Origin of the sequence: Pseudomonas sp. NPDC089554, from assembly GCF_050280645.1 — a bacterium.
Lineage (GTDB): Bacteria > Pseudomonadota > Gammaproteobacteria > Pseudomonadales > Pseudomonadaceae > Aquipseudomonas.
The window spans coordinates 1-19,007 of record NZ_JBNNVR010000029.1; the positions used below are offsets into that span (position 1 = coordinate 1).

At 66.3% G+C, this 19,007-nt stretch carries 9 protein-coding genes; 1 reads left to right on the plus strand and 8 read right to left on the minus strand.

Features of this window, described 5'->3' with window-relative positions; genetic code table 11:
- From ACQKPE_RS11355 to ACQKPE_RS11380, 6 genes are all read right to left on the minus strand, one after another.
- A partial coding sequence (locus tag ACQKPE_RS11355; protein WP_427665830.1) for a condensation domain-containing protein occupies positions 1–1,692 on the minus strand: 1,692 nt, incomplete at its 3' end.
- Positions 1,692–9,533 carry an amino acid adenylation domain-containing protein gene (locus ACQKPE_RS11360; protein WP_427665832.1) on the minus strand — a complete coding sequence of 2,614 codons (7,842 nt, stop codon included), beginning with the start codon at positions 9,531–9,533 and terminating at the stop codon, positions 1,692–1,694. The genes ACQKPE_RS11355 and ACQKPE_RS11360, both read right to left, overlap by 1 nt.
- A 110-nt stretch (positions 9,534–9,643) precedes the next feature.
- Entirely contained in the window at positions 9,644–11,293 is a 1,650-nt protein-coding gene (locus ACQKPE_RS11365) for a cyclic peptide export ABC transporter (protein ID WP_427665833.1), read from the minus strand.
- Between the two features lie 155 nt (positions 11,294–11,448).
- Complete coding sequence (locus ACQKPE_RS11370) at positions 11,449–12,339, minus strand: formylglycine-generating enzyme family protein (protein WP_427665835.1); 891 nt, start codon at positions 12,337–12,339, stop codon at positions 11,449–11,451.
- Between the two features lie 35 nt (positions 12,340–12,374).
- The gene (locus ACQKPE_RS11375; protein ID WP_427665836.1) at positions 12,375–13,652 is read right to left on the minus strand and encodes an aminotransferase class V-fold PLP-dependent enzyme; all 1,278 of its coding nucleotides are present in this window, start codon (positions 13,650–13,652) and stop codon (positions 12,375–12,377) included.
- A 25-nt stretch (positions 13,653–13,677) separates the two neighbouring features.
- A complete protein-coding gene (locus ACQKPE_RS11380; RefSeq protein ID WP_427665838.1) occupies positions 13,678–15,027 on the minus strand; it encodes a dipeptidase in 1,350 nt (449 codons plus the stop codon).
- Between the two features lie 219 nt (positions 15,028–15,246).
- Here ACQKPE_RS11380 and ACQKPE_RS11385 point away from each other — a divergent pair, with 219 nt between their 5' ends.
- Positions 15,247–16,578: a lysine N(6)-hydroxylase/L-ornithine N(5)-oxygenase family protein gene (locus ACQKPE_RS11385; RefSeq protein WP_427665840.1), complete on the plus strand. Its 1,332-nt coding sequence runs from the start codon at positions 15,247–15,249 to the stop codon at positions 16,576–16,578.
- Positions 16,579–16,632: 54 nt separating this feature from the next.
- On the opposite strand, the gene ACQKPE_RS11390 is transcribed toward ACQKPE_RS11385, so the two are convergent.
- Together ACQKPE_RS11390 and ACQKPE_RS11395 are read right to left on the minus strand one after the other, a co-directional pair.
- Positions 16,633–17,787, minus strand: a complete 1,155-nt coding sequence (locus ACQKPE_RS11390) for a cysteine desulfurase family protein (protein ID WP_427665841.1) — start codon at positions 17,785–17,787, stop codon at positions 16,633–16,635.
- Between the two features lie 167 nt (positions 17,788–17,954).
- Positions 17,955–18,887 carry a LysR family transcriptional regulator gene (locus ACQKPE_RS11395; RefSeq protein ID WP_427665842.1) on the minus strand — a complete coding sequence of 311 codons (933 nt, stop codon included), beginning with the start codon at positions 18,885–18,887 and terminating at the stop codon, positions 17,955–17,957.
- Positions 18,888–19,007 lie beyond the last annotated feature (120 nt).

Below are 19,007 nucleotides of genomic sequence, written 5' to 3' on the forward strand. Positions count from 1 at the left end.
GACCAGCACTTCCGGGCCAACGCCCAGGGCGATCAGTTGGTGAGCCAGCTGGTTAGCGCGCTGGTTCAGCTCTAGGTAGCTCAGTTCCTGCTCACCAAAGCGCAAGGCCGGCGCATCTGGCGTGGCCAGCACCTGCTGTTCGATCAGATGATGAACCGGCGTCTCCAGTGGGTAATCGGTCACAGCCGTGTCATTCCACTGCTCGACGATCACCGCCCGTTCCTCGGCATCCAGCAGCGGCAACTCAGCCACCTTGGCCTGCGGGTTGGCGACGATGCCCTGCAACAGGTTCAGCCAATGCCGCCCCATGCGCTCGATGCTGCCGTGCTCGAACAGATCCTGCGCATAGGTCAAGGTCGCGACCAACCCCGTCGCCGTCTCGCTGGTATTCAGGGTCAGGTCGAACTGCGCGCTCTGCGTCGCCCAGGTCAACCCCTCCACCTGCAACGCCGCCCCAGGCGCTGCGCCACCTTGCGATGGCTGCGCACCCAAGTGGTTGAACATCACCTGGAACAGCGGGTGGATGCTCAGGCTGCGCTCCGGCTGCAACGCCTCGACCAGTTGCTCGAACGGCAGCTCCTGGTGTTCCTGCGCGCCCAGTGAGGCGGCTTTAACCTGATCCAACAGCGCCACGAACGACTGCTGTACGCCGAATTCGGCCTTGAGCACCTGGGTGTTGACGAAGAAGCCGATCAGCCGCTCGGTTTCCACCCGGTTGCGGTTGGCGATGGGCACGCCGACGCGGATGTCATCCTGGCCGCTGTAGCGGTGCAACAGGGTCTGGAACGAAGCCAGCAACAGCATGAACAAGGTGACGTTCTGCGCCTTGGCCAACTGCTTGAGGCGCTCAGCCAGCTCGGCGTCCAGCGCCAGGTCCAGGCGTGCACCCCGGCCGCTCGGGGTGGGCGGGCGCGGGTGGTCGGTGGGCAGCTCGAGCACGTTCTGGTCGCTGCCCAACTGCTGGGTCCAGTACTCCAGCTGGCGTTCGCGCTCGCCCGCTTCCATCCAGTGGCGCTGCCACACCGCATAGTCGGCGTACTGGATCGGCAGCTCAGGCAGCATGGCCGGCTGCCCGACGCTGGCGGCGTGGTACAGACCCACCAACTCCTCGACCATCACCTGCATCGACCAGGCATCGGAGACGATGTGGTGCTGTACCAGCAGCAACGCATGGTCGTCCGCTCCCAAGGTCACCAGTTGAACCCGCAGCAGCGGCTCGCCCAGCAGGTCGAAGGGCCGCGCCACTTGCGCGTTGACGTACGCTTGCAGGCGCGCCTCGAGCGTGCCTTCACCTGCGGGCAAGGCCAGCTGTTCGATGTGCAGGGCGGCCGACGCGTCGATCACCTGGTGGCGCACGCCATCGCTTTCGACAAAACGCGTGCGCAAGCTTTCATGCCGCGCCACCAACGCATCGAAGGCCGCTTGCAGGGCCTGGGTGTCCAAGGCGCCGCGCAGGCGCAGGGCGGTGGGCAGGTTGTAGGCGGTGCTGGTCGGGTCCAGCTCCCAGAGGAACCACTGGCGCTCCTGGGCGAACGACAGCGGCACCTGGGCGAAGGCCTGGCGGGTGACCGGGATCGGCAGGCGGGCGACGTTGATGCCCTTGCCCAGCATCTGCGGGTAGAGGGCCTTGCGCTGGGCTGTTGGCAACTTGATGAAACGCTCGATCAAGTCGGACAGGGCTTTGCTTTGCATCATTGGGTCTCCAGCACATCGAGCAGATCGAACAGGTCGGTCAATTCGGTTTCGGTGGTGGGCGCGGCTGCGGCAGGCAGGCGCCGGGCGAAATCTTCCAGGCTGGCGCTTTCGAACAGCGCCGCCAGCGGCGCCTCGATGGCCAGTTGCAGGTGGATACGCGAGGTCACCTGGGTGGCCAGCAGCGAGTTGCCGCCCAGGGCGAAGAAGTTGTCGTCAAGGCCGATGCGCTCGGTCTTGAGCACGGCTTGCCAGATGCTCGCAACCGCCTGTTGCAGCTCGCTTTCCGGGGCGCGGAACACCTGTTCGTGGCCGCCGACTTCCAGGCGCGCCAGGGCCTTGCGGTCGAGCTTGCCGTTGGCGTTGCGCGGCATCTGCTCCAGCACCTGGTAAAGGGCGGGGGTCATGTAGGCCGGCAGGCGCGCCTTGAGGAAATCGCGCAGTGCCTCCAGGCCCATACCGTCGGCCTGGGCGTGGTTTTCCAGGGTCAGGAAGGCCACCAGTTGCTTGCCCAGGGCGTGTTCGGCCACCAGCACGGCGGCTTCGCGCACGCCGTCGAACTGGCTGATCTGCGCCTCGATCTCGCCCAGCTCGATCCGGAAACCGTTGACCTTGACCTGCTGGTCGACCCGGCCCAGGTATTCCAGGGCGCCGTCTTCCTTGCGCCGACGCGCCAGGTCGCCGGTCTTGTACAGGCGCTCGCCGGGCAGCAGGGCGAAGGGGTTGGGCACGAACACCGCCACGGTCTTGCCGGGGTCGGCGCAATAGCCGCGGCCCACGCCGGTACCGGCGATGCAGATCTCGCCCACCGCACCGTCCGGCACCGGGTCGAGGTAGTCGTCGAGCAGGTACAGGCGGTTGTTGTCGGTGGGGTAGCCGATAGGGATGTAGGTGCGCTGGGTGGACGCTTCATCGATGCGGAAGAAGGCCACGTCGTCCGAGCATTCGGCGGGGCCGTAGGCGTTCACCAATGGGATTTCTGGGTAGCGTTGCAGCCAGGCGGCAGCGGTTTCAGCGGGCAGGGCTTCGCCGGTAGGCAGCAACCAGCGCAGGCTTGGCAGGTCGGCGTGCTGTTCTTCGAGCAGGGCTTGAATCAGCGCTGGGACGATTTCCAGCACGCTGACACGCTGCTCGCGCACCTCACGCAGCAGGTGGGCAGGGTGCTTGGACACCGCGTCCGGGAAGATCCGCACCTGGGCGCCGCACAGCAGCGCGGTGAGGAACTGCCACACCGAGATGTCGAAGCTCTGCGAGGCGGTTTGGGCGATGATGTCCTGCTCATCCAGGCCCAGGTACGGCAGCTTGCTCAGCTGGTTGTTGAGCATGCCGGCCTGCTCGACCATCACGCCCTTGGGCAGGCCGGTGGAGCCGGAGGTAAAGATCACGTAGGCCAGGCTGTTGGGCGCGCTGTGGATGCCGGGGCGGGCGGTGCTGTAGTCGCTGGCCAGCAGCTCTTCCCACACCAGCAGTTGCACCGGGTGCTCAAGGCCCGTCAACAGCGCTTGGGCGCGGCTGCGGTGGCGGGCGGTGCAGACCAGCGCCGGGGTGCGGCTCAGGGCCAGGATATTGCCGATGCGCTCGTCGGGGTGGCTGGGGTCCAGCGGCAGGTAGCCGGCGCCGGCCTTGAAGGCGCCGACGATGCTGGCCAGCAGGTCCAGGCCGCGGTCGGCCAGCAGGGCGACCGGTTGGTCCTGGGCCACGCCGTGGGCGAGCAGGGCGTGGCCGATGCGGTTGGCCTGGCGGTCGAGCTCGGCGTAGCTCCACTGCTGGTCTTCGCAGGTGGCGGCGATGGCATCGCTGCGGCGGTCTACCTGGGCCTCGAACAGCTCGACGAACGAACGGTCCAGGGCATGGGCCGCGTCTGTCTGGTTGTGTTGCAGCACGAACTGGCGGCTGTCGCCGGTTTCCAACTGCGCCACCTGCTCCAATGGCGCGTGCAACTGGCCGGGCAGGCTGACCAGGAACTGCTGGAACTGCGCCAGCAGCGTGTCCATGGTCGCGCGCTCGAAGTAGCGGGTGTCGTAGGACAGGTGCAGGCCCAACTGTTCGCCCGGGTAGACCACCACGGTGATTGGGTAGTTGGTGTGGGTGCGCGACGACTCCGAGACCACGCCCATGTCACGGGCATCGCTGCCGACCGAGGCGTCCATGGGGGCGTTCTCGAACACGAACAGGCTGTCGAACAACTGCTGGCCTTTCTGCAACTCGCTACAGGCCTGGATGCGCACCAGCGGCAGGTAGTCGTATTCGCGCAGCGACACGTTGCTGTCGAGCACGCCCAGCAGCCAGTCCAGGGTGCTGGCCTGCTGGTCTGGCGTAGGCAGCTGGATACGCAGCGGCACGCTGTTGATGAACAGGCCGACGGTGTCCTGCATCTCGGGAATGTGCGCCGGGCGCCCGGACACGGTCACGCCGAACACCACATCGCGCGAGCGGCTGTGGTGGTGCAGGGTGAGCGCCCAGGCGGCCTGCACGAAGGTGTTGACGGTCAGGCGGTGCTGGTTGGCCGACGCCAGCAGCTGCGCGCTCTGCTCGGTGGAGAGCCAGGTGTAGTTGTCGTCGATCACCGAGTGCGAGCGGTCGCTGACCTGCGGGCGGTCGGTGGGCAGCGGCGTGGCCTGCTCAAGGCCCGCCAGTTGCTCGCGCCAGAAGCTTTCGGCGGTCTGTGGGTCTTGCTGTTGCAGCCACTCGATGAAGTTGCGGAAGCGATACGGCGTGCGTAGCTGGCTGGGGCGCTGCTCGAGGGCGGCGTGGTAGAGCTCGAAGAAGTCCGACATCAGCAGCGAGCGGCACCAGGCATCGATCAGGATGTGGTGGTTGCTCATCACGAAGCGGTGGCTCTGGTCGGCCAGCTTGATCAGCTTGAAGCGGATCGGTGGTGCCTTGCCCAGGTCGAAACCGGTTTCGCGTTCCTGGCGCAGCAGTTCGAGGATCTGCGGCTCGGCCTGGGCAAGCGGCAAGTCGCTGAGGTCGAGCAGCTCGACCGCCACCTTGGTGTCGCGGTGGATCACCTGCAACAGCTCGCCGCCGGTGTTCCACCAGAACGAGGCGCGCACCGCCTCGTAGCGCTGCACCACCTGCTGCCAGGCGGCGTCGAACAGTGCGTAGTCCAGCGGTTCGCGGATGGTGTAGCACTCCTGCATGAAGTAGATGCCCGAGTGCTGCTCCAGCAGGGTATGCACCAGCAGGCCTTCCTGCATGGGCGACAGCGGGAAGATGTCGTCGACGTTGCGCAGGGGAATCGGCAGGGCGTCCAGCTGTTGCTGGGTCAGGCGCGCCAGGGGGAAGTCCGAGGGCGTCACGCCCAGAGGTTCGCCGCTGGCGCAATGCTCGATCACCTGCTCCAGCTCGTGCAGGCACAGCTGCGCCAGTTGCTCGATGCTGGCGGGTTCGAACATCGCCTGGCTGAAGTTCCAGGCCATGTTCAGCTGGCCGTCGTAGACCTGGCTGTTGACCGTCAGCCAGTTGCCCAGCGCGGTGCCGGGGCTCTTCTCGTCACCCACCGGGTCGGCGCAGGGGGCGAACAGGGCGCCGTTGTCGGTATCGAAACTGCCGTCGAACTGGCCCAGGTAGTTGAAGGTGATGCGCGGAGTCGGCAGCGCATGCAACTGTTCGCGCACCTCGGGGGTGCCCAGGTAGCGCAGGGCGCCGTGGCCGATGCCGTTGTCCGGCACGGCGCGCAGTTGTTCCTTGATGGTCTTGATCGAGGCGCCGAGCTCGGCCTGGGGCGACAGGCGCACCGGGAACAGGCTGGTGAACCAGCCGACGGTGCGGGTCAGGTCGAGTTCGTCGAACAGCGCTTCGCGGCCGTGGCCTTCGAGCTGCACCAGCACCTCGGGCAGGCCGCTCCAGCATTGTACGGCGCGGGCCAGGGCGGTCAGCAGCAGGTCGTTGATGCGCGTGCGGTAGGCGGCGGGCGCGGCTTGCAGCAGCTGGCGGGTGTGTGCCGGGCTCAGTTGCACGCCGACGCTGCGGGCATGCGCCTGGGCCAGGCTGGCATCGGCCTTGGCGCCGGGCAGGTCGGCATCGATGCCGGCCAGTTGCTCGTGCCAGTACTGCAATTCGGCCTGGGCTGCGTCGCTGCGGGCGTGTTCGCGCAGGCGCTCGCCCCAGGCCTTGAAGGAACTGGTCTTGGCCATTGGCTTGGGTGTCTCGCCCGCCTGCAACTGACCGTAGACCTGCTGCAAGTCGTCGAACAGGATGCGCCACGACACGCCGTCGACCACCAGGTGGTGGATCACCAGCAGCAGGCGCTGGCTGCCGTCGGCCAGGCTCATCAACACGGCGCGCAGCAGCGGGCCGTCGGCAAGGTCGAGGCTGCGCTGGGCTTCGTTAGCCATGGCTTGCTGGGCCTGGGCGTCGGCCACGTCGGCTTGCCAGAGCAGGTCCTGAGGGGCGATGGCGGCGTGTTCGGCCTGCCAGGCGCCCGCTTGCTGGGTGAAGCGCAGGCGCAGGGCGTCGTGGTGCTCAACCAGCATGGCCAAGGCACGGGCCAGCAGGTCGGCGTCGAGCGTGGCGGTGGGTCTGAGCATCACCGACTGGTTCCACTGGGCGCGGCGCTCCACGGCGCTTGCGAAGAACGCCTGCTGGATCGGCAGCAGCGGTGCCGGGCCACTGACCGGGCCTTGGTCGGCTTGCACGGTGTTGTCGCCCACGCTTGCAACCTGGGCCAGGGCCTGGATGGTCTGGTGCTTGAACAGGTCTTTCGGGGTGAAGTGGATACCGGCCCGGCGGGCGGTGCTGACCACTTGGATCGACAGGATCGAGTCGCCGCCCAGTTCGAAGAAGTTGTCGTCGATGCCGATGCGTTCGAGCCTCAGCACGTCCTGCCAGATAGTGGCGATACCTTGCTCAAGCGCATCGCGCGGGGCTTGGTAGGCGCGCTGGCTGCCTTGGCTGTCGAGCGCTGGCAGGGCGCGGCGGTCGAGCTTGCCATTGGGGGTCAGCGGCAGGCTGTCGAGGAACAGGTAGTGGGCCGGGACCATGTAGTCTGGCAGCACCTGTTGCAGGGCCTGGCGCAGGGTGGCGGTGTCCTGGGCCTGGCGCGGGGCCAGGTAGGCGACCAGCTGGCGGCCATGGGCGGTGTCCTGGGCCAGCACGGCGGCTTCGCTGATACCGGGCTGGGACAGCAACTGTCTTTCGATTTCACCCAGCTCGATGCGCAGGCCGCGAATCTTTACCTGGTGGTCGATGCGGCTGAGGTAGTCGAGCGTGCCGTCGGCGCGGCGGCGGGTAAGGTCGCCGCTGCGGTACAGGCGCGAGCCATCGGCGGCGAACGGGTTGGGCACGAAGCGCTCGGCGGTCAGCGCCGGGCGCTGGTGGTAGCCACGGGCAAGGCCCGCGCCGCCGATGTACAGCTCGCCGGGGGTGCCGGCCGGGCAGGGCTGCAACTGGCCGTCGAGCACCAGGGCGCGCACGTTGTCGATCGGCTGGCCGATGGGGGCGATAGCGCTGTCGAGGGTGCCGCTCACGCTGAAGTGGCTGGTGTCGATGGTGGCTTCGGTGGGGCCGTAGAGGTTGACGATGCGGCCGTCGAACAGTGCCTGCAACTGGCTTACCAGGGCCGCGCCCAGGGCTTCGCCGCCGAGCAGCAGCAGGCGTAGGCTGGCCAGTTGCGTGGCGTCGGCCTGGGTCAGCAGGGCTTGCAGCAGCGAAGGCGCCATTTGCAGCACGCTGATGCGCTCGGCTTGTACTTCTTGCCACAGCAGCGACAGGTCTTGGCTCAGTGCGGGGCTGGCCAGCACCAGTTGCGCGCCGCTTTGCAGCGGCAACCAGAATTCCCAGACCGAGGCGTCGAAGCTGAAGGCGGTCTTCTGCAAGACCCGGTCGTGGGCGCCGAGGCGCAGTTCGTCCTGCATCCAGGCCATGTGGTTGGCCAGGGCGCCGTGGCGCACCTGTACGCCCTTGGGCTGCCCGGTGGAACCGGAGGTGTAGATCATGTAGGCCAGGTGCTCGGGATCGACGGCCACCTGCGGCGCCTCGGCGCTGTAGTGCGCGAGGTTGTCCATGGCCACGGCCTGCACGCCGTCGGACACGCTGAAGCTGTCGGCCTGGGACGCTTGCAGCAGCACCAGGGCGATGCCGCTGTCGCGCATCATGTAGTCCAGGCGCTCGCGTGGGTAGGTCGGGTCCAGCGGCAGGTAGGCGCCACCAGCCTTGAGAATCGCCAGCAGGCCGACCACCAGCTCGACGCTGCGCTCAAGGGCCACGCCGACGAACACGTCAGGGCCGACGCCCAGTTCGATCAAGCGATTAGCCAGTTGGTTGGCCTGGCGGTCCAACTCGGCGTAGCTCAGTTGCTGCCCGGCGCAGCTTGCGGCAATGCGCTCGGGGGTGCGGACGGCCTGCTCGGCGATTTGCTGGTGGACGTGGCACAGGCTTGGGCGGGCGATTTCTGTGTGGGTACCGAGCAGTGCTTGCTGGTCTTGCGCGGTGAACATCGCCAGCTCGCCCAGGGCCTGTTGCGGGTTGCCGAGCAGGGCGTCGAGCAGGTTGGCCCAGTGAGCGGCCAAATGCGCGATGCGGGGGGCGTCGAACAGCGTGGCGTCGTACTCGAAGCGTGCCTCGATGCTGCGTTGGCTGTAGGCCACGTCCAGTGACAGGTCGAACTTGGCCTGCTGCTGGCCCAGGGGCAGGAAGTCCAAGGCCAGGTCGGCAAAGTGCAGCGGGCCTTGCTCGCCACCAGCCACGCGCCAGTTGAACAGGGTCTGGAACAGCGGGTTGGCCTGGGTGCTGCGTTGCAGCTGCAGCGCTTCGAGAATCAGCTCAACCGGGTGGTCGGCATGCTCCAGCGCGGCCAGGGCGTGCTGGCGCAGGCCGTGCAGGAAGGCGAGGGCCGGCTGGCTGGGGTCGAGCTGGGCGCGGTAGATCTGGCTGCTGACGAAGTAGCCCACCAACTCCTGGGTCTGCGCCTGGTTGCGGCTGGCGTTGGGCACGCCGACGGTGAAGTCGTCCTGGCCCGCGTGGCGGCCCAGCAGCAGTTGCCAGGCGCCCAGCAGCACGCCGAATGGGGTCAGGCCGTGGGCTTGGCAGAAGGCGTTCAGGCGCTCGACCTGGGGCGTTGGCAGGCGCAGGTCGTAGGTGGCGGCCAGGGGCACGCGCTCATCGTCGCGTGGGTAGTCGGTAGGCAGTACCAGCGGGGTGATGGTATCGCCCAGGTAGCCTTGCCAGTAGCGTGCAGCTTCAGTGTGGCGCGGCGTGGTGGGGTAGTCCTCGCGCTGCCAGCGGGCGTAGTCGGCGTACTGGATGGCCGGGCGCGACAGCGGTTGGCCTTGGTAGGCGTGGGCCAGGTCCTGCATGAGGATCGGGTTGGACCAGGCGTCGGAAACGATGTGGTGCATGTTCAGCAGCAGCACGTGACGTTGGCTGCCCAGGGCGATCAGGCTGGCGCGAATCAGCGGTGCCTGGCCCAGGTCGAAGGGCGTGCCGGCCTCGGCGATCATCAGCTGTTGCAGGCGCTGCTCGCGCGCGGCGTCATCCAGTGGCGACAGGTCCTGGCGTTGCAAAATCAGGCGGGCGGCGCTGTCGACGACTTGGCGCGGCTGGCCGTCGATCTCCGCGAAGCGGGTACGCAGGATGTCGTGGCGCTCGACCACCTGCTGCAGGGCGTGCTGCAGGCGCTCGGCGGCGAGCGGGCCTTCGAGCAGCAGGGCGCGGGGCAGGTTGTAGGCCGAACTGTGCGGGGCGAATTGTTGCAGGAACCACAGGCGCTGCTGGGCGAAGGACAAAGGCTGCGGCGTGTGGCCAGCCTTGGCCGCGATGGCTTCCGGCACGCCTTGTTCGTCGGCCATCAACAGGGCCAGCAGGTCGTCGTCGGAAAGGGGAAGCTGTGGAGTCGTCATCGGTTTCGTCGCCATCGGCAGAGGAATTGTGCTGTCCGAAGGAAGACGAAGAAGCGGGGGGCGGATTTACCGGTGCAAGCGGCGAACGACGGGCGTTCGCCGCTTGTGGGTCAGGCGAAGGCAGGTTCCTCGACGACCTTGCCGGCCTGCATGCGCACCAGGTGGTCGGCGATGTCGAAATAACGGTCGTCGTGGGAGATCACGATGATGGTCTTGCCCAGGCGTTTGAGGTCCGGCAGCAGTTCTGTGTAGAACACCCGGCGGAAGGCGGGGTCCTGGTCGGCGGCCCATTCGTCGAACACCAGCACCGGGCGCTCGTCGAGCCAGGCGTTGATCAGGGCCAGGCGCTTGCGCTGGCCGGTGGACAGGTCGGTGGTGGTGAAGGCGCCGTCGCGCACGCTGACCTTGTGGGCGATTTCCAGACGTTCCAGGTATTGCCCGGCATCGGCGGGCAGGGCGCGGCCATCGGCGATCAGGTCTTCGAACAGGAAGTAGTCGGCGAAGATGGTGGTGAAGTGCTGGCGATAGTCGTCCAGGGTTTGCGCATCGATGGCCTTGCCATTGACCAGCACCTGGCCCTGGTGCGGCGCGTACAGGCCCAGCAGCAGCTTGATCAGGGTGGTCTTGCCCGAGCCGTTTTCGCCGGCGATGAACAGGATCTCGCCCGGGGCGACACTGAGGTTGACCGGGCCCAGAGTGAACGGCTCGCTGCCTTCGACTGCCGGGAAACTGTACTGCACGTTGCGCAGTTCAAGGCGCTCGAGCGGCGGGCGCGGCGTTTCGTCGGCGCTGAGCAGCAGGTGGGGCTCGGGCGAGGAGAAACGCTCGGCCAGGTCGGCGATGCGGCGGAAGGCGATTTGCGCGCGGTTGATGATCGGCAGGTTGCCGATCAGGCTTTCCAGCGGGCCTTTCATGTACAGCAGCACCAGCACGAAACCGCTGATCACCGCCGGGTCGTTGGCCGGCCACAGCGACTGCATCGTCAGCGCCAGGCCGATGACCACGAAGAACAGCATCGAGCCCAGGCTCTTGGCGACCACGTAGATGGTGATGGCGCGTACGTTGGTGTCGCGGATATGGTCGGCAGTGCCCTGGATGTTGCGGGTCAGCATGGTGTGGCGGCGCGGGCGGTGGATACGCAGTTCCTTGGCGCCTTCGGAAATGGCTTGGTAGTGCTTTTGCAACTCGTCCTCGGCTTCGCGGGCCGCCATGAAGCCATTCACACCCTTGCGCTGGGCGATGTACTGGATCACCGAGCCGATGCCGATGGCCACCAGGGTGAGGGTGAAGATCGGCAACGACAGGCTGGCCAGGTAGCCCAGGCAGCCGAGCACCACGGTCAGGGAAATGGCCAGGGGCGCGAAAGAGAAGGCGAAGTCGCTGATGGTGTCTACGTCGTGGGTCAGCACCGGGATCAGGCGGTGGGTGCGGTAGCGTTCGATCTGGTCGATCGGGGCCGACAGCACCTTGGCACCGAGGTCCTTGCGCAGGCGGGCGATCACGTGCTGGCCGACGTAGTTGGTGCCGATGTCGGCGGCGATGCTGCTGAGCAGTGCCAGCACGCACAGGCCGACGAAAGCCAGCACCACGCCCTGGCCCAGGCCGTCGCCGTTGTGCAGGCCTTGGTTGACGGTGGCCAGCAGGGCGGTGACGGCCAGGCCGCCGAGGATGCCGAGGACGATGGAGGAGGCCACCAGCAGGCGATACGGCTTGAGCAGGCTCAAGAGTTCGCCGGTGGCGCTGCGCGATGCTGCGGTCATGGAACTACCTCGTTCGCAACGGGTTTGAAGGCCGATTTTTTTCGGCTGGACGTGTGAGGGGAGACGAGTTGGCGGGGGCGGGATTTAGCGGGGCCTGGCACCGGCTGTGCCGGTGATCGCGGGCGCAGCCCGTGCCATCCGGCGCAGTCAGGCAGTCACAACTCGCGCGCCACCCGGAACCCAAGCCAGTCGCCACGGCGCTCGGGGTTGCGGTAGTTGCGGTTGCCCGAGCGCGAGAAGATCGGCGCCTCGGTCCAGTCGTTGCCGCGGATCATCCGCACCACGCAGTCGCCCGCCTTCCACGCGCTGCCATCGCTGGGTGCACCCACGTAGCTGTCGTTCTGGCAGTCGGCGGTCCATTCGTAGACGTTGCCATGGGCGTCATAGATGCCGAACGCATTGGGCGCATAGCTGCCTGCCGGGGCGATGTAGCTGAAGCCGTCCTCCGGCCCATAGGTGTTGGCGTGCTGGGCAATGCTGTAGGCCTTGCCTTCGTCCCGTGGGAACGGCTGCGGGCCGGTACTGCCGCCGCGCGCGGCGTATTCGCGTTCGGCTTCGCTGAGCAGGCGATAGTGCTTGCCGGTCTTCTTCGACAGCCACGCGGCATAGGCCTCGGCCTCGTGGAAGTTCATGCACACCGCCGGGTAGCGCGCCGCATCGCGGCTCTTGTATTCCTTGGTTTCGCTGTAGCGCGGCACGCCGGCGATGCACTCGCGGCCCGGGCGGTCGTCGCCGCTGGGCATCTGGAAACCAGTGTCCTTCAGGTAGGCCTGCCACTCGCCGTTGAGTACCTGGAAGCGGCTGACGGCAAACGGCTTGGCGAAGGTCACCGGGTGCTGCGGGCCTTCGTCTTCCTCGCGGCCTTGCTCGTCCTCGGGGGTGCCCATGGTGAAGGTGCCGGCGGGCAGCACCACCATTTCCGGGCAGCCGGGCTTGCAGTCGGTGAACACTTCGCCGGCCTTCGGGGTTGCCGCCAGGGCGGCGGGGGCCAGGGTGCAGAGCAGTGCGCCGAGGGCGACGCCAGTGATGGGGGTGCGGATGGTCATGTGTCTCTCGGTTCCAGAAGATGAAAAAGGGGGTGCTATACGGCCTTGGCCAGCAGAGCCATGAAGCGGTCGATCTCGGCTTCGTCGTTGAGCAGGCCGGGGGCGACGCGCACCACTGGGCCGACGTCGCGGTTGACCGCATCCAGCACCACGCGCTGCTGCAACAGCTGCGCGGCGACCTTGTCGGCCTCGCGGCCCTTGACCCGGAAGAAGCTGAAACCCGACGACAGCTCGGGCGCGGTCGGGGTGACCAGCTCGATGCCGGGCAGCGCCTGCAAGCGTTGGCGCAGCACAGCATTGAGCTGGTGGATACGCGCCTGCACATCGGCCTTGCCCAATCCCAGGTGCAGCTTGAATGCCTCGTCCAGCGCCCAGCGGTGCTCGAAGGCGTGGTAGCCGCCCGGCGACAGGCTGGTGGCGAAGTCGGTGTCCTGGGAGAAGGTCGGCACCAGTGGGTTGATGTCGGTGAGCTGCTCGGAGCGGGCGCAGACGATGCCGGTGCCGCGCGGGCCGAACAGCCATTTGTGGGTGCCGGCGATGAAGTAGTCGCAGTGCATGGACGGGAAGTCGAGGTTCTCCACGCCAAAGCCGTGCACGCCATCGACGATGTAGAGAATGCGGTCCTTTTCGTCGCGGTTGCGGTTGCGCTCGGCCACCAGCTGGCCGATCTCGCCGACTGGCAGCTTCACGCCGCTGCCCGAATGCACCCAGGTCATGCCGAGCACTCGGGTGTTGTCGCGAATGCTGGCGGCGATATTGCCGAGAATTTCATCCTTGGACACGCTGTGTGGCGCCTTGAACAGCTCGATGCGGCGCACTTGTGTGCCTTCGCGCTCGGCGCGGAAATTCAGCACGTGGTGGGTGGAGTAGTGCTCGTGCCGAGTGATGAGAATTTCCTGGTCGGGACGCACCTTGATGCCGCCGAAGATCAGCGACAAGCCTTCGGTGGTGCTGCCGGTCAGGGCGATCTGCGCCGGGCGGGCGTTCAGGTAGCGCCCGGCCCACTCGCGTACGCGGGCTTCGTTCTGCCAGGTTTCCTCGCGGTCCCAGTCCATGGCCAGGCCCGGGTTGCGGTCCAGGTGGGCGCGGTAGCGGGCGATGGCCTCGGTGACCGGGCGTGGGTGCGAGGTGACCAGGAAGTTGGCGAAGTGGATATAGGCCGGATCCTGGTCGAACAGCTGGCGCAGCTGCTGCCACTTGTTGCCCCCGGCAGGTGCGGGCGTGCTGGCCAACGCCTCGCCCAGCTGGCCGGTCAATGGCAGGGCGGCGGCGAGCACGCCGGCCTGTTTCAGGAAGGTTCTGCGGTCGGTCATGGGTAGGCTTCGACGAAGGGCGGCATCAGCGCGCGCCAAGGGTTTGTGAGGATTGCCGCACCTGGGCCCAGGCTCTTAGGAAGTTGCCTCCCCAGAGCTTGGCGATATCGGCTTCGGAATAACCACGGGCCAGCAGTTCGGCGCTGACGTTGCGCACTTGGCTGACGTCTTCGAAACCGTGTAGGCCGCCGCCGTCGTTGAAGTCGGAGCTGATACCGACGTGGTCGATGCCGGCGGTCTTGACGGCGTGGTCGATGGCGTTGCCCAAGTCCTGCAAGGTGGCCTTGGGCTCTTCGGCGAGGATGTCGTAGAGGGCCGTTGCGTACTCGCCGAAGCGCTGCTCGGGCCAGCTTGAAATGACCGGGTCGCCTGGCATCAGTGCCCAGGCCTGGTTGGGTAGCGGCGGCAGCTCGAAACGCTGGCGCAGGGCTTCGAGCCGGTCGCGGGTGGCCTGGCTGATGGGGCGCAGGTAGTCGCCATAGGCAGGAATCATCACCACGCCGCCGCTTTTTGCGATCAGGCGCATGCCGTCGTCGCTGAGGTTGCGTGGAATGTCTACCAGCGCCCGGGGGCCGGAGTGCGAGGCCACCAGCGGCGCGCGGCTGAGCTCGGCCACTTGCTGCAGGGCTAGGTCGGACATCTGCGACACGTCGATGATCACGCCTAGTGCGTTGAGTCGGCGCACGGCGTCGCGGCCCAGGGGCGACAAGCCGCCAAGGGCATCGGCGCGGTCGTGGAAGAACGGCATGGGGCGCGAGGAGTCGGCCCAGGCGTTGTTGCCCACGTAGTTGAAGCCGAACATGCGCATGCCACGGGCGGCCCACAGGTCGAGCTGGTCGAGGTCGGTACCTAGCGGGTAGGCGTTGAGCAGGCTGATGAAGATCGCGAACTTGCCTTCGCCTTGCAGGCGCCGCATGTCTTCTGGGCTGTAGGCAATGGCCGCGCGGTCGGGGTGGTCGCGGACGATGTCGGTGATCACCCGGTAGCGAGTTTCCTGCTGCTGGCGGGCCTGCTCGACGAAGTCGGCGGTGGGGCGGTGGGGCGCGCCTTCACCTTCCCAGATCGGCGGCCAGCCGAACACGCTCAGGGCTGCGCCGCTCAGGCCGCCGCGCTGCAACTTGGGCAGGTCGAACTGGCCGTGGCTGTCACCGGCGAAGGGGTTGTCAGTGCTACCCAGGGTGGGCGGGATGCTGATATGGCCATCGAAGGTCAGCAGGTGCGCCTGCAGGTCGTTGGCCTGGCGGATCACCGCGAAGCTGTAGCCGGGGTTGTCGCGGTAGAACGCGTTCCAGGCCAGTGCGCTGGCGCCTGCGCCGAGTGCCAGCAGCACCGGCAGGCCGAAACGCAGGGTCTTGTTCCAACGTGGTCGTGTCATTGCCATCTCTGGGTTCGCTGCTGTCTGGGGGGAACGAGCGGCGGGCCCTGAAATTTAGCGGGGCAGTTGGTGCGCACGGGGGCGGTGGGCTGGATGAAACCGGGTTAAATTTCCGTTCATTGTCCTCGTTCAAGTCAACAGACGACCTGCTGCCTCGCCAATGGCCACAGGGTCATTTTCTTCTTCCCCGCATCGGGGCTTATCTAGAGGACACTGGATATGACGCAGGCACTTGCATCGACGGTCGTTCACGACCTGATCGGTATCGGCTTCGGCCCGTCGAACCTGGCACTGGCCATCGCCCTGCAAGAGCGTGGCCAGGCGCAAGGGGCGCTGGATGCGCTGTTCATCGACAAGCAGGCCGACTACCGCTGGCACGGCAATACCCTGGTGACCCAGAGTGAGCTGCAGATTTCCTTTCTCAAGGACCTGGTGACCCTGCGCAACCCCACCAGCCCCTATTCGTTCGTCAACTACCTCAAGCAGCATGGCCGCCTGGTGGACTTCATCAACCTGGGCACCTTCTACCCGTGCCGCATGGAGTTCAACGACTACCTGCGCTGGGTGGCCTCGCACTTCCAGGGCCAGAGCCGCTACGGCGAGGAGGTGCTGCGGGTGGAACCGGTGCTGGTGAACCAGCAGGTGGAGGCGTTGCGGGTGATTTCCCGCGATGCCCAGGGCGTGGAGTTCGCTCGCACCAGCCGCTCGGTGGTGGTCAGCCCCGGTGGCACGCCGCGCATTCCGGCGACGTTCGCGGGCCTCAAGGGCGATGCGCGGGTGTTCCATCATTCCCAGTATCTGGCGCGCATGGCCAAGCAGCCGTGTGTCGACGGCAAGCCAATGCGCATCGCGATTATCGGTGGTGGGCAGAGTGCGGCCGAGGCGTTCATCGACCTCAACGACAGCTACCCGTCGGTGCAGGTCGACTGGATCATTCGCGGCTCGGCATTGAAGCCGGCCGATGACAGCCCGTTCGTCAACGAAGTGTTCTCACCCGAGTTCACCGACCTTGTGTTCCAGCAGCCGGTGGGCGAGCGCGAGCGCTTGGTCAACGAGTACCACAACACCAACTACTCGGTGGTGGACCTGGACCTGATCGAGCGCATCTACGGCATCTTCTACCGCCAGAAGGTTTCCGGCGTGGCCCGGCATGCCTTCCACACCCTGGTCAATGTCGAACAGGCCACCGCCACCGCCCAAGGCGTGCAACTGAGCATGCGTCACACCGCCAGCGGCGAGGCGCGTGTGCTGGGTTACGACGCGGTGGTGCTGGCGACCGGTTACGAGCGCCAATCGCACCGTGAGCTGCTGGCGCCGGTGCAGGAATATTTGCAGGACTTCGAGGTGGACCGCGACTACCGCCTGCTGACCGACGAGCGCTGCAAGGCCGGGCTGTACATGCAGGGCTTCAGCCAGGCCAGCCATGGCTTGAGCGATACCTTGCTGTCGATTCTGCCGATTCGTGCGGATGAGATTGCGGCGTCGTTGTACGAGCATGAGCGTACGCGGGCGAAGGCGGCGCCAGTGTCGCGGTTGGCGACGGCCAGTTGAGACTGTCCCGCTTGAATTGACAGGGGCCGCAATGCGGCCCCTTTTTCGTGTGCGTCACCAGAGCGCCGCTGAAGCCGTTTGCACCACGCTTTGGAACACAGCAATGGCCTTATCGACCTGAGCCTCATCGCTATAGCGACCCAGGCTGATACGCACGCTGTTGCGCGCCTGGCGTTCGTCCAGGCCAAGGGCCAGCAGCACGTGGGAGGCAGCGTTGCTCGCCGAGTTGCAGGCCGAGGTGGTGGACAGCGCCAGTTCGCTGGCCAATGCTGCGCTGTTGAAACCCTGGGCATCGATGTGCAGGTTCAGGGTATGGGGAATGCGTTGTTCGGCGCAGCCATTCAGGCTTACGCCAGCAATCGCCAGCAAGCCTTGGCGCAGGCGCAGGGCGAGTGCCTGGATGCGCAGGTACTCGCTGTCACCCGGTGTGCCGGCAAGCGCGAAGGCACTGCCCATGCCGACGATCTGGTGGGTGGCCAGGGTGCCTGAGCGCAAACCACCTTCATGACCGCCACCGTGCATCTGCGAGCGCAGCACGCTACGGGCGCGTGGACCGACATACAGCGCGCCGATGCCCTTGGGGCCATAGGCCTTGTGCGCGGAGAACGACATCAAGTCGACGGCCTGTTGGCCCAACTCGATCTTTACCTTGCCGACGGCCTGCGCAGCATCGACATGCAGCAGCGCGCCATGTGCCCGCACCAGCAGGCCGATGCGGGCGAAGTCGGTGACGGTGCCTAGCTCGTTGTTTACCGCCATCAGCGATACCAACCGGGTGTCTTCGCGCAGCGCTGCTTGCACGGCTTCTGGCTGGATCAGGCCTTGGGCATCCGGTGCCAGGCGGGTGACGGCCCAGCCTTGACGCTCCAGTTCGGCCACGGTATCGAGCACGGCCTTGTGCTCCAGCGCACTGGTGACCAGGTGCCCGGGCTGGCCGATGCCTTGGGCGACACCCTTGAGCGCAAGGTTATTGGATTCGGTTGCACCGGAGGTCCATACCAGGTCGTGCGGCGCGGCGCCGACCTGGGTAGCGACCTGCTGGCGGGCCTGTTCGACCAGCTCGCGGGCGGCCTGGCCGAAGGCATGACCGCTCGAGGCGGGGTTGCCGAAGTGGCTATGGCGGCCCATGCAGGCGAGCATGCTTTCGATGACCCGGTCATCGACCGGAGTGGTAGCGGCGTAGTCGAGGTACAGCGGTGCTTGGGCCATGGAGCGAATCCGTGCGAGGGAGAGGGCAGGGGAATGAGGAAAAGAGTAACGGGCGCACGGGGAGAGGTTTTTTCTATTTTTATACGGAATGGTCCTATCGATAGAAATAAATCCTACATTCGATTTTCTTTGTAGGATTTATTTATCTTCATTCCCTCTGGATGGATTCAGCCAACCTCCAGCGCCCCCTCGCGCTCATCCTGCGCCACCACCTGCTGGCACAACTCGATGATCTGCTCGCGCATCCAGCGGTTGGCCGGGTCCTGGTCGGTGCTTTCATGCCAATACAAATGGGTTTCCAGGGCGGGCACCTCGACCGGCAAGGGCTGGTAACGCAGTTGGTGGCGACGGGCGAAGCGCTCGGGCACGGTCATCACCATGTCGGTCTGTTGCAGCACCTGGGAGGCCATCAGGTAATGCTGCGAGCGCAGGGCGATCTTGCGTTGCACGCCCATCTTGCCCAGGGCCAGGTCCACATAGCCCAGGCCGTTGCGGCGGCTGGAAATATGGATGTGGGTCATGCCCAGGTAGGCGTCCAGGGTCAGCTTGGCCTCGCCCAGCGGGTGGCCCTGGCGCAGGGCGCAGACGTAGCGGTCCTGCATCAGCTTGACGTGGCGCACCTGCGGGTCGGTGTTCAGCGGTGCGTCGACGGCGAAGTCCAGGCGCCCGGCGGCCAGTTCCTTGGTGGTCTCGCGGCGCTTGCACAAAAAGCTTTCGATTACCACGCCCGGCGCCAGGCGACGCAGGCGCTGGAACAGCAGCGGCAGCACCACCGCCTCGGTGAGGTCGGTCATGCTGATGCGGAAGGTCTTGTTGGCTTGCTGGGGGTTGAAGATGCGGCTTTCCTGCACCGAGATGCGCAGCAGGGCCAGGGCATTGCGCACTGGGCCGATGATGTTCTGCGCCATGGGCGTGGGCACCATGCCCTGGGCGGTACGTACGAACAGCGGGTCGTTGAAGGTCTCGCGCAGGCGCGACAGGGCGTTGGACACTGCCGGCTGGGTAATGCCGACGATCTGCCCGGCGCGGGTCAGGTTGGCTTCGGTATAGATGGCGTCGAAGACGATGAACAGGTTGAGGTCGACCTTGCTGAGGTTCATGGGGTGCCGCTCATTGTGAGTATTATCGGCCGATCATATATCGGTTATGAATGTTAATACACGCCGAAAATAGACTAGGTGGATTGGCCTGTGCTGCTCTAGGCTCTGCCCCATGTTCTT

What these genes read in the sequence shown, in the direction of transcription:
- ACQKPE_RS11360 (WP_427665832.1), bottom strand. Translation starts at nt 9,533, where the DNA reads ATGACGACTCCACAGCTTCCCCTTTCCGACGACGACCTGCTGGCCCTG.
- ACQKPE_RS11365 (WP_427665833.1), bottom strand. Translation starts at nt 11,293, where the DNA reads ATGACCGCAGCATCGCGCAGCGCCACCGGCGAACTCTTGAGCCTGCTC.
- ACQKPE_RS11370 (WP_427665835.1), bottom strand. Translation starts at nt 12,339, where the DNA reads ATGACCATCCGCACCCCCATCACTGGCGTCGCCCTCGGCGCACTGCTC.
- ACQKPE_RS11375 (WP_427665836.1), bottom strand. Translation starts at nt 13,652, where the DNA reads ATGACCGACCGCAGAACCTTCCTGAAACAGGCCGGCGTGCTCGCCGCC.
- ACQKPE_RS11380 (WP_427665838.1), bottom strand. Translation starts at nt 15,027, where the DNA reads ATGACACGACCACGTTGGAACAAGACCCTGCGTTTCGGCCTGCCGGTG.
- ACQKPE_RS11385 (WP_427665840.1), top strand. Translation starts at nt 15,247, where the DNA reads ATGACGCAGGCACTTGCATCGACGGTCGTTCACGACCTGATCGGTATC.
- ACQKPE_RS11390 (WP_427665841.1), bottom strand. Translation starts at nt 17,787, where the DNA reads ATGGCCCAAGCACCGCTGTACCTCGACTACGCCGCTACCACTCCGGTC.
- ACQKPE_RS11395 (WP_427665842.1), bottom strand. Translation starts at nt 18,887, where the DNA reads ATGAACCTCAGCAAGGTCGACCTCAACCTGTTCATCGTCTTCGACGCC.